The following is an 11,119-nucleotide window of genomic DNA, read 5'->3' on the forward strand; positions in this document are numbered from 1 at the left end:
GGGCTGCCTCGTTCCGACTGCCTTGGGTCACCTCGGTGCGGCGACCGTCCGGTGACCATGGAACAACGCCGACGGGCCCGCTGAACAGAGCGGCTTCGGACCGATCATGGTGACCCGTCAGCCGCACCGTCGGACGGCACCCGACCGGCACCCGGCACCCGGCACCCGGCACCCGGCAGCGTCGGTCGGCCCCCGGCACCGTCGCCCGGCACCCGTCGCCCGGCACCCGTCGCCCGGCGCCCGGCGCCGTCAGCCAGGGTCGGTCCGCTGGTTCAGCATGTCGCTGGTTATGGCCCAGCGCTCGTGGTCGCGCCAGGCGCCCTCGATGTAGAGGAAGTCGGGGGAGAATCCCTCCAGCCGGAAGCCATGGCGCTTCACCAGCCCGATCGACGCCTTGTTGCCCGGCTGGATGTTGACCTCGATGCGGTGCAGCCCCAACGGCCCGAAGGCATGGCGCAGTACGAGCCCGAGCCCCTCGGACATATAACCCTGCCCGACGGCGGGCGGAAAGGCGCCGTAGCCGATCGAGCCGCACTGGAAGGCGCCGCGCACGATGTTGTTGATGTTGATGAACCCGGCCATGTCACCGGTCTCCCGGTCATGGACCAGGAAGCCCTCGCGGTCCTCGCGCTCCAGCTGGGCGATGTAGTGCTGAAAGGCCGGCTCGGTGGTGGGGAGGGTGAGCCAGGGGCGGTGGAAGGGCATGCTCTCCCGGGCGCGCCTGGTGAACTCCGCAGCGTCCTCGCGGCGGGTGTGGCGGATGGCGGCCCGGGTTCCCTCGGCGACGTACCGGACGTCAGGCATGCGGCAATGATGTCAGCAGCGCCATGGCCGCCGCATAACCGGAGCTGCCGGATATGGCCCCGTCCACGGGGAGGTCGGTCATCGCCCACGGGCCGACCGGCACGGCGGAGAGCCCGGTGCCGACATAGTTGACCGCCGGGTCCCGGGACAGGCCGGTGCCCAGGCCCTTGAGGTAGGCCTCCTTGCGGGTCCAGCAGCGGGCGAAGGCGGCGGGCCGGTCGGCGGGCGCCAGCGCGTCCAGCTCGGCGCGCTCCTTGGGGTGCAGGCTCTCGGCGACCCCGTCGACCACCGAGGCGGGCTGGAGCTTCTCCACGTCCACGCCGACCGGGGAGCCCGCGAAGGCGAAGAGCACCAGATCACCGGCGTGCGACATATTGAAGTGCAGCGGGGTGCCGGACACGGCGGGGCGGCCATGCGGGCCGCCGCAGCCGGGGCATGCCTCGCGGGTGAACGGCACATCGGCCGGGGCTGTCCCCAGATAGGCGCCGAGCAGCTCCCGCAGCCCCAGATGGGCCGCCGTATAGCGCTCGCGGTCCTCCGCCCGCAGGAACTTCGAGGCCCGCTCCCGCTCCCCTGCGTCCAGGATCGTGCCGGGCGCGCCCGCGTCCATGGCCGCGGTGTACCGCGAGACGCTGAGCAGCCAGGTCTCGGGCTCGCCGCCCTGCGGCCAGGCATCGGCGACGGCGGTGGGCAGCGGATCACGGCCGACGATGCGCGGGGCCGATGGGGGTGTCAACTCGCTCCTCCAGTGGAGTTCGGAACCGCTGACTTCAGCAGCTCCAGGGTGGGCACATCGGATCTGATCAGCCCGAAGGTCTGGATGTACAGCGACAATTCGGCCTCCATGGCGCGGATCATCGTATCGGCGCGGCGGAAGCCATGGCCCTCGCCCTCGAAGGTGAGATAGGCGTGCGGGACGCCGCACCCGGAGACCGCCTCCAGGAAGCGCTCGCACTGCTGGGGCGGGCAGATGGTGTCGTCCAGCCCCTGGAGCAGTACGAAGGGCGAGCCGACGCGGTCGGCCCGGTGCAGCGGGGAGCGCTCGCGGTAGCGGTCGGCCACCTCATCGAGCGGGCCGACCAGCGATTCTGTGTAGCGCGACTCGAAGTCATGGGTGCCGCCGGTGGCCCAGGAGACCAGGTCGAGGATGGGGTAGCTGACGGTGGCGCAGGCGTAGAGATCCGTGGCGGTGAGGGAGGCCGCCGCCGTCCAGCCACCCGCGCTGCCGCCGCGGATCGCGAGCCGGGCGCGGTCGGCGATGCCCTCGTCGGCGAGCGCCCGGGCGACGGCGGCGCAGTCCTGGACGTCGACCACGCCCCACTGCTCGCGCAGCCGCTCGCGGTAGGCGCGGCCATAGCCGGTGGAGCCCCCGTAGTTGACCTCGGCGACGCCGATGCCGCGCGAGGTGAAGTAGGCGATCTCCAGGTCGAGCACGAGCGGGGCGCGGCCGGTGGGCCCGCCGTGGGCCCAGATCACATACGGCGGAAGCTCACCGTCCGGTGCGGTGTGGCCGGGATGGTGCGGTGGGTAGAGCTGGGCGTGGATCTCCCGGCCGTCCGCTCCGGTGAAGGTACGGGCCTCCGGCCGGGGGTAGTACGCGGGGTCCACGGGGTCGGTGTGGGCGCTGCCGATGACCCGGGAGCGACCGGTGCACACGTCCAGCTCCACCACCTCATGGCCGCTGTGCGGGCTCGCCGCGACGCCGACCACGCGGGTGCCGTTCACGGCCAGCGTCGGCTCCCATTCGGTCCAGGGGCCGGGCACATCGGCCAGCTCACCGGTCCGTGGATCGAGGATGCCGAGGGCCGCCGCGCCCCGGCCGTGCAGCACCGCGATCAGACCGCCGGCCAGCGGGGCGAACCAGCGGTGGCCCAGCTTCCACAGCGGCCCGCCGAACTCCTCCTGGCGCGGGCACAGCTCCACCGGCCGACCGGCCGTGGCCCGTTCCCGCGCACCGGCCGCCTCCTCCGGCGGCCGAAGACGGTGCAGATTCCACCAGCCGGTGCGGTCGGTGGCCGCGAGCAGCGCGCCGTCCTCGGCCCATTCGATCTGGGCGACCGACTCCTCCGGCCCGCCCAGCACCGCCCGGGCGCCGGTGAAGGAGCCGTCCTCCGCGACATCGGCCAGCATCACCTCCGTGCCGTCCCAGGGCATCCGGGGGTGGTCCCAGACGATCCAGGCGGCCCGCCGGCCGCCGGGCGAGAGCCGGGGTCCGGTGAGGAAGCGATGGCGGTCGTCGGTCAGCTCGCGCACCGCCGCACGGTCCTCGGCGGCCGAACCGTCCAGCGGTACGGCGGCGATGACCCGCCGCACATCGGTCGGCTCCACGCCGGTGAACTCCTCCAGCACACACCACACCTCGCCGCGCTCCGGGAGGAGCACCGGGTCGGCCCAGCGCAGCCCCTCCCCCACCGCCGACAGCGGGGTCAGCGGGCGCGGCGCGGCCCCGGCCGGGGCGTCCGGCTCATGGACGTACAACCGCTGGTCGGCGAAGTGGACGAAGACCACCAGCGGGCCGTCGCTCGCGCGGTCCACCGCGGCCCAGGGCATTCCGCCGTACCCCATCACCTTGCTGCGCATATTCCACGGCGGGGCCAGCACCGGGACCTCGGCGCCGTCGGTGCGCCGCCGGATCAGGGCGCGGCGGCCGCCCTCGCCGGGGCGCGGCGCGGTCCACCACACCTCCTCGCCGACCGTGCCCACATACTCCGGATGGCCGTCGTGGGAGGCGACGAGCGCGGCGTCGACCGGGGAGGGCCAGTCCCCGTAAGGGGCCGTGACGGCCGTCTGCTGCTGCACCGTGTTCCTCACGCCCTCTGCAGGAAGTGGTCGAGCACGCGGACGCCGAAGTGCAGGGCCTCCACCGGCACCCGCTCGTCCACGGCGTGGTAGAGCGCCTGATAGTCGAAGCCCTCGGGCAGGCGCAGCGGTGAGAAGCCGTATCCGGCGATGCCGAGCCGGGAGAACTGCTTGGCGTCGGTGCCGCCCGACATGCAGTACGGCACGGCGCGGGCGCCCGGGTCGAAGTGCTCGACGGCGGCGCGCATCGCCCGGTACGTGGGGGTGTCGATCGGCGCCTCCAGCGGGCGCTCCCGGTGGTGGAATTCCCACTCCACATCCGGGCCGGTGAGCCGGTCGAGGGTGTCGTGGAACTCCTCCTCGCCGCCGGGCAGCATCCGCCCGTCCACATAGGCGGTCGCGCTGCCCGGGATCACATTGACCTTGTAACCGGCCTCGAGCACCGTGGGGTTGGCGCTGTTGCGCACGGTGGGCTCGATCAGGGCGGCGGCGGGCCCCAGCTTGGCCAGCAGGGCGTCCACGTCGAAGTCCGGGGCGTCCACCTCGGCCGGGATGCCCTGGAGCGCGGCCAGTTCGGTGAGCGCGGACTTCACCGTGGGCGTCAGCCGGACCGGCCAGCTGTGCTCACCGATGCGGGCGACCGCGGCGGCCAGCCTGCTGACCGCGTTGTCCCGGTTGACCTTGGAGCCGTGTCCGGCGCGGCCGTGCGCGGTGAGCTTCAGCCAGGCCGTGCCGCGCTCCCCCGCCGCGATGGGGTAGATCCGCATCCCGGAACCGGCGTGGAAGGTGAAGGCTCCGGACTCGCTGATGCCCTCGGTGCAGCCCTCGAAGAGCTCGGCGTGACGGTCGGCGAGGAAGCCGGCGCCCCAGGCAGCGCTGTCCTCCTCGTCGGCGGTGAAGGCCAGCACGATGTCCCGGCGCGGCCGCACGCCCGTCCGCGCCCAGGCCCGGACGACGGCGAGCACCATCGCGTCCATGTCCTTCATGTCGATGGCGCCCCGGCCCCAGACGACCCCGTCGCGCACCTCCCCGGAGAAGGGGTGCACGGTCCAGTCGGCGGGCTCGGCGGGCACCACGTCCAGATGGCCATGGACCAGCAGCGCGGGCGCGGACCGGTCGGTGCCCTCGATCCGGGCCACGACATTGGTGCGCCCCGGCGACCGCTCCAGCAGGGTGGGCTCGATCTCCACATCGCCGAGCATCTCCGCCACATACTCGGCGGCCGGGCGCTCCGAGCAGTCACCGCCGCCGCGGTTGGTGGTGTCGATCCTGATCAGATCGGAGGTGAACCGCACCACCTCCTCCAGCGCCTGGGCGTCGATCGCCTCGGCACGGTCCGCGTCAGCCATATTGCTCCTCCACCGCGGCCGAGACGACCGTCGTGACGGCCTTGAAGCAGCGGATCCCCTCGTACATGGTCGGTGAGGTGTATGCCACGCGACGCTCGCCGCTGCGCTCCACGCCCGGCACGACGCTCGCCGCCCCCACCAGATGCTCGGCGTCGAATTCCAGCTCCAGCGTGAACGGCCCGCCGCCGGCGGGCTCGTGGCGCACCGCCAGCACCGCCGCCTCCCGCGCCGCCTCCCGGATGTCCGCGGCCGTGCGGGCGGGGGTGCGGCACACCGCCGCATAGCGCGAGACATAGTCCTTGACCGCCACGCACCGGGCGTCGGGCACATAGTCCTTGGCGTCCTCGCAGGTCTTGTCGTCCCCGGTGATCAGCACCACCGGCACCCCGTACTCGGCGACCACCAGTGCGTTGAGCCGGCCTTCGCTCGCCCGCGCGCCGTTCACCCACACGCCGGTGATGGAGTTGGCCAGGTAGGTGTGGGCGAGGACGCCTTCGGTGCCCGCGCCGGTGTGATAGCCGACGAACGCCACCCCGTCCACATCACCGTGCTGCACGCCCTCGACCATGCTCAGGGTCTTGTGCCGCCCGGTGAGCATCTGCGCGCGGTCGTCCAGCTCCTCCAGCAGCAGATTGCGCATGCTCCAATGCGCCTCATTGATGAGCACCTCGTCCGCGCCGCCGTCGAGGAACCCGGCGACGGCCGCGCTCACATCGGAGGTGAACAGACGGCGGCAGCGCTCCCACTGCGGGGTGCCGGGCAGCACATCAGCCGGCCAGGTCACGCCGGTGGCGCCCTCCATGTCGGCGCTGATGAGGATCTTCATGCCTCGTCACGTTACGCGCCGCGCCCGACCCGAACCACCCCTGTGGATAACTGGTCCAGTCCACCGTCTCCGCCTGCGGCGCGCGGGGTGCGTCCGCCACGTCGGGCTACGCCCGCGAGACCACGAACCAGCGGGCCGGCAGCTCGACCCGGGAGCCGTCCGGCCACTGCTCCGTTTGGGCAAGCGCCGTCGGGCCGTCGGCCAGGATCTCCAGCCCGGCCTCCGCCAGCACCTCCGGAACCTCCTTGTCCGCCGCGTCGGCCGGCCGCAGCCCGTGGTCGAAGACCCGGCGCAGCTTCGGCGGCGGACCGCCCGGGCTCGCCGCCAGCTCCCCCAGCACGGCCTTGGACCGGGCCGTCAGCTCCACGACGAACCCCCGCCCGCGCCGCCCCAGCAGCGTGGCCACCGCCTCCGCGACCGGACGCCGGTCGGCGGCGTCACTCTGGTGGATGACCGCCCGCATGTACACATTGGCGTCGCCGAGCCGCCGCGCCAGGTCAGCCACCGCGGCCGCGTCCGTCAGGCTGAGCCGCCGGTACTCCGCCGCGCCCGCCGGGTCGGCGCGGCGTGCGTGCTCCACCGCGGCCTGGGACAGGTCGACGCCCAGCGCCCGCCCGAAGCGGGAGGCCAGATAGCGGGTCTGAGTGCCGTTGCCACAGCCCAGGTCGACGATCGGCAGCGAGGTGTCGGCGTACGGGGCGAGCAGGTCCAGATGCGGGGCGGCGCTCAGCGAGGGGTCCGCGTCCCAGATGGCGTCCCCCGGGGCGTCCGAGGTCTCCCGCCAGTAGCTCTCCCACGCCTGCCGGTAGCGCTCCGAGACGCTCATCGCCGCTCCCCTGGGTGTGCCAACGCCTGATCGGCCGGATGTGCCAACGCCTGCTCGAACCACACCGTTTTACCGCGCCCCGTGCGGCTCGTCCCCCACTCGCGCGCCAGTTTGCTGATCACCCGCAGGCCGCGCCCGCTCTCGTCGTCCCGGTCCGCGCTCAGCAGCGCCGGCAGTTCGTGGTCGTCGTCGGTGACCTCGCACAGCAGGGCGTCGGTGCGCACCAGGCGCAGCCGCACATGGTGGGTGTGGGCGTGCCGTATCGCGTTGGTCACCGCCTCGCTCACCAGGAGCTCGGCGGTCTCCACGGCTTCCGGCAGCCCCCACCGCCGCAGCCGCTCGCGGACGAGCCGGCGCGCCCGCCCGACCTCGCTGGGGTCCAGCGCGAGCCGCCACTGGGCGACGTCCTCGGCCGGTATGCCGTTCAGCCGGGCCATCAGCAGCGCCACGTCGTCCTTACGGCCGCCACGGCCGTCCGTGTCGCGGGACGCGGCGGCCAGCGCCCGGATGATGGTGTCGCAGGCGTCGTCCATGGACGCCGCCGGATGCGCCGCGGACTCGCACAGCGCGGCGATCCCGGCGCCGATGTCCTGGCCCCGCACCTCGACCAGGCCGTCCGTGCAGAGCACCAGCCGGTCGCCGGGCGCCACCCGCACCGTCACCGTCTCGAAGGGCACCCCGCCCACGCCGATCGGCGCCCCGGTCGGCAGGTCCAGCAGCTCGCTGCGGCCGTCCTGGGCCCGCACCAGCACGGGCGGGATATGGCCCGCGTTGGAGACCACCAGCTCGGAGGTGACGGGGTCGTAGACGGCGTACAGACAGGTGGCCAGATAGTGCTCCCCGAGCCGCTGGGCCAGATCGTCGAGGTTGCGCAGCAGTTGGGCGGGCGGCAGATCGAGCGCGGCCATGGTCTGCACGGCGGTGCGCAACTGCCCCATCATCGCCGCCGAGGTGAGCCCGTGCCCCATGACGTCGCCGACCACCAGCGCGGTGCGCGACCCGGGCAGCTTGATGGTGTCGAACCAGTCTCCGCCGACCCGGCCCAGCCGCGTCCCGGGCAGATAGCGGGTGGCGGTGTCACAGCCCGCCATGCGCGGCGTCACCTGGGGCAGCATGCTGTCCTGGAGCGTCTCGGCGACGTTCTCCTGGTAGGTGTACATCCGGGCGTTGTCGAGCACGAGCCCGGCGCGGGCGGCCAGTTCGGCGCCGGTCGTGCGGTCCATGTCGTCGAACGGCTCCCGCCCCCGGCGCCGCAGCAGCACCATGAAGCCCAGCACCACATCGCGCGCCTTGAGCGGCACGATCAGAATCGACCGGCCGTTGATCAGGGGTCTGAGGTCGCGCTTCTCGAACTGCCCGGCGATCCGGTCGCCCACCTCGTCGCTGATGTGCGGGATCAGCACCGGCTCGCCCGTGACCATGCACTGGAAGAACGGGGTGTGCTCGGGGAACGCGATGCTCTCCCCGACCGGCACGGTGTCGTCCCAGCGGCCCGGTTCGTCGTTGTGCTCGACCCAGACGCGGTGCCAGACGGTGGTGACGTCCGGCGGGCCGTCGGGGAACCCCTCGCCCGCCAGCACCTGGGCGCGCAGATGGGTCCCGGCGAAGTCCGCGAAGCGCGGGACGGCGGCGCTGGTCACCTCGCGGATGGTGCGGGCGAGGTCCAGGGATGTGCCGATGCGTCCGCTGACCTCGTTGAGGAACTCCAACCGCTCACGGACCGCCGCGTACTCCAGGTCCACCTCATCGGGGTCCGGTGAACGCTCGGGGGCGTGCGCCCGATCCGGTGCGCCTTCCGCCGCGATCGCGCGCCGGCGTACGGCCTCCTGGCGCGCCCGGCGCTCGCGGTAGCGGGGCATCCCCCAGTCAGGCGTCACCGGGACGCGCTCGTGGTGGCTGATCTCCAGTACCGGATAGCCCAGTTCCAGCACCTGGGCGACGATCCGGCCGGCCGTGGCCGGGCCCATGTTGGGCAGGATGTCCGGCAGTCGGCCGGCCAGCCGCTCGGCTCCGGGGAACTCGGTGTGCAGCGCGAATCCGGGCCCGATCCGCTCGTCGCGCCCCAGCGCGTCCCCGCCCACCCCCTGGGCGTCCGCCGCCAGCACCAACAGCCGCTCCGGCCCGGGGCCCACCAGCGGATACGCCCACCACAGGACGTCCACCCGGCCATGGCCCGGCTCCGCCATACGGGCCCGCCCCGCGGTCGGGTAGTACACGGTGCCGAGCCGCGAGTCGTCGAGCTCCGGGCTGCCCGTCGCGTCGGTGCGCACCTCGGCGCCGCGTAACGCCCCCGAGACCGGCATCAGGTCGACGGCGGGACGGCCGACGGCCTGTTGCCGCGTGGGGCCGAAGAGCCTGCGCGCCCCCGAACTCCAGTGCGTGACCCGCCCCTCGGCGTCGATGACGACGACCGCGAGCGGCATCCTCCCGTGGACACCCCTGCGCTGCTCCGGCACCACGGGCGGCTCGCCCTGGCCGTCGTCGCAGCGCGACGTGCCGTACTCCATAGGCGGAAGACTCCTTCGCACGCAAGATCTGCGACAGCGCTACCCACGGTACGGCTGTTGCGGGCGACTGCGGGAGGCAATACCCGAATAGGTGTCATGTGCGGGTACGTGCGAGGGAGTCGCCGCCGGGAGGCGCCACGGCGCGCCTCCCGCCGAGGCCGGCCCTCCCCACCCCTTCCCGCAGCATCGATATGCGGCCTACGCCGCGTGGCAGGGGCTCCGCCCCTGGGCCCCGGGACGACGAGCCGACCATCGCCGCCATCAACTCACCAGCCGGGGCACCGACCGCGCCACCGCGACGCAGTGGCCGAGCGACCGACCGCTGAACAGGGGAGCCAGGGCGCCCACGGGACAGGCGCTGTTCGCCGCGGGCGACGAGGCCGTGAACACCCTGCACCGGCGGCCCGAACGCAGTCGGCACACCGACGCACCGAAAGACCGGGCGGACGCCCGCACACATCCGGGCGGGGTCCGGGGCGGAGCCCTGCCACGCGGCGGGGCCGCGTATCGGCGCTGCGGGGAGGGGACCAGCCCGACGCAGGCGTCACGATCCGCCGGACAGGGCCTGGGCCGGGTGCCCCAGCAGCATCGTGGGGGAGCCCGCCGAGCGCGTCAGCACGATCGTGCAGGCGTTCCCGCCTTCGAGCCGCAGCTTCTTGCGGAGCTGCTCCGGCTCGACCGCCGAACCGCGCTTCTTGATGGTCGCGACGCCGACCTCCCGCTCCCGCAGCAGCGCCTTGAGCTTCTTCAGGTTGAACGGCAGCACATCCGTGATCTCGTACGCGGTGGCGAACGGCGTCGGGCGCAGCTCGTCCGTCGTGATGTAGGCGATCGTCGGGTCGATCAGACGGCCGCCGACGCGGGCCGCGACATCGGCCACGAGATGGGCGCGGATGACGGCGCCGTCCGGCTCGTAGAGCCAGCGGCCGACCGGGCCGGGCTCGGGGTCGGGGAGGAGCGGGGTGCCGATGAGGGAGTGGCCGCTCGGCAGCAGCGTGGCGCGGCGCAGCCCTGGGCGGGCGGTGCCGAACCACAGGACGGCCTCCTTCACATGGCCGTGGTCCGAGATCCACTCGGCCTCCGCGTCCTCGGGGACCGCCTCGTGCGGCACGCCGGGGGCGATCTTGAGGGCGGCGCGCGGCGTGGTGCGGGCGGCCTCGATGGCCCAGGAGAGGGGTGGGGAGTACGCCTCGGGGTCGAAGACGCGGCCCCGTCCGCCGCGCCGGGCCGGATCGACGAAGACCGCGTCGAAGTCCCGGGTGTCGACCTCGGTGACATCGGCGCAGCGGACCTCGATGAGATCGGCCAGACCGAGCGCCTCGGCGTTGGCACGGGTGACGGCGCAGGTCAGCGGGTCGCGATCGACGGCGAGCACGGAGATCCCGGCGCGGGCGAGCGCGATCGCGTCGCCGCCGATGCCGCAGCACAGATCGGCCATGCGGCGGACGCCGAACTCCGCGAAGCGGGAGGCGCGGTACGCGGCCACGGAGGTGCGGGTGGACTGCTCGACGCCGTTCGGCGTGAAGTACATGCGGTACGCGTCCTGGGGGCCGAATTTGGCCACCGCCCGCTGCCGCAGCGCGGCCTGGGTCAGGGCCGCCGAGACCAGCGCCGGGGGATGGTCGCGGCGCAGCCGCGTCGCGGTGGCGAGCTCCTTCGCCGGGTCGTAGTCGCGGAGCGCGGAGAGCAGCGCCTGCCCCTCGTCGCCGAGCAGTGAATCGAAGGCGTCAACGTCCACATGGCCCATTCTCCCCGCTCCCGCGAGCGCATTCGCCCCCGCACGGCGAGCATATGCGCGCCCTCGGACCGAAGATCACTTATGTGATGATGATCAGGACTGGTTTTCCTCGCTGTCTGGTTCTCGTCGGCGCGGCGGCCGTGCTCACGGCCTGTGGATCCCTCGCCGCCGCCCCCGAGCCGCACACCGGCTCCCGCCACGGCGCTCCCATGCCACCGGCCTCCCTCGCCCCGCGGCTGGACGACCCGCCCTCGGTGTCGTCGCAGCCGC

General features: G+C 73.3%; 8 protein-coding genes and 1 pseudogene. 1 reads left to right on the plus strand and 8 read right to left on the minus strand.

The annotated features are described in order from the left end of the window. Positions 1-249: 249 nt before the first annotated feature. From GWI24_RS31575 to GWI24_RS31610, 8 genes are all read right to left on the minus strand, one after another. The gene (locus GWI24_RS31575; RefSeq protein WP_210949418.1) at positions 250-804 is read right to left on the minus strand and encodes a GNAT family N-acetyltransferase; all 555 of its coding nucleotides are present in this window, start codon (positions 802-804) and stop codon (positions 250-252) included. After that, positions 797-1,540, minus strand: coding sequence for a 4'-phosphopantetheinyl transferase superfamily protein (locus GWI24_RS31580; RefSeq protein ID WP_210949419.1), 744 nt, complete (start codon positions 1,538-1,540; stop codon positions 797-799). Before GWI24_RS31580 ends, GWI24_RS31575 begins: the two co-directional genes overlap by 8 nt. Then, the gene (locus tag GWI24_RS31585; RefSeq protein WP_210949421.1) at positions 1,537-3,603 is read right to left on the minus strand and encodes a prolyl oligopeptidase family serine peptidase; all 2,067 of its coding nucleotides are present in this window, start codon (positions 3,601-3,603) and stop codon (positions 1,537-1,539) included. Before GWI24_RS31585 ends, GWI24_RS31580 begins: the two co-directional genes overlap by 4 nt. Positions 3,604-3,611: 8 nt before the next feature. After that, entirely contained in the window at positions 3,612-4,952 is a 1,341-nt protein-coding gene (locus tag GWI24_RS31590) for a M20/M25/M40 family metallo-hydrolase (protein ID WP_210949423.1), read from the minus strand. Continuing rightward, positions 4,945-5,778, minus strand: a complete 834-nt coding sequence (locus tag GWI24_RS31595) for a M55 family metallopeptidase (protein WP_210949425.1) — start codon at positions 5,776-5,778, stop codon at positions 4,945-4,947. Before GWI24_RS31595 ends, GWI24_RS31590 begins: the two co-directional genes overlap by 8 nt. A gap of 106 nt (positions 5,779-5,884) precedes the next feature. After that, complete coding sequence (locus GWI24_RS31600) at positions 5,885-6,604, minus strand: class I SAM-dependent methyltransferase (protein WP_210949427.1); 720 nt, start codon at positions 6,602-6,604, stop codon at positions 5,885-5,887. Then, a complete protein-coding gene (locus tag GWI24_RS31605; RefSeq protein ID WP_210949428.1) occupies positions 6,601-9,111 on the minus strand; it encodes a SpoIIE family protein phosphatase in 2,511 nt (836 codons plus the stop codon). Before GWI24_RS31605 ends, GWI24_RS31600 begins: the two co-directional genes overlap by 4 nt. Positions 9,112-9,655: 544 nt before the next feature. Beyond that, positions 9,656-10,858 carry a methyltransferase domain-containing protein gene (locus tag GWI24_RS31610; protein ID WP_210949430.1) on the minus strand — a complete coding sequence of 401 codons (1,203 nt, stop codon included), beginning with the start codon at positions 10,856-10,858 and terminating at the stop codon, positions 9,656-9,658. Between the two features lie 44 nt (positions 10,859-10,902). On the opposite strand from GWI24_RS31610, the pseudogene GWI24_RS31615 reads away from it, so the two are divergent. Next, positions 10,903-11,119: pseudogene (locus GWI24_RS31615) on the plus strand (polysaccharide deacetylase); the annotation flags it as partial.

It is taken from the genome of Streptomyces sp. MK37H, assembly GCF_018035285.1.
GTDB lineage: Bacteria > Actinomycetota > Actinomycetes > Streptomycetales > Streptomycetaceae > Streptomyces > Streptomyces endocoffeicus.

Bases quoted from the DNA above. Each gene is read 5' to 3' on its own strand.
- GWI24_RS31575 (WP_210949418.1), bottom strand. From the start codon at position 804: ATGCCTGACGTCCGGTACGTCGCCGAGGGAACCCGGGCCGCCATCCGC.
- GWI24_RS31590 (WP_210949423.1), bottom strand. From the start codon at position 4,952: ATGGCTGACGCGGACCGTGCCGAGGCGATCGACGCCCAGGCGCTGGAG.
- GWI24_RS31595 (WP_210949425.1), bottom strand. From the start codon at position 5,778: ATGAAGATCCTCATCAGCGCCGACATGGAGGGCGCCACCGGCGTGACC.
- GWI24_RS31600 (WP_210949427.1), bottom strand. From the start codon at position 6,604: ATGAGCGTCTCGGAGCGCTACCGGCAGGCGTGGGAGAGCTACTGGCGG.
- GWI24_RS31605 (WP_210949428.1), bottom strand. From the start codon at position 9,111: ATGGAGTACGGCACGTCGCGCTGCGACGACGGCCAGGGCGAGCCGCCC.
- GWI24_RS31610 (WP_210949430.1), bottom strand. From the start codon at position 10,858: ATGGGCCATGTGGACGTTGACGCCTTCGATTCACTGCTCGGCGACGAG.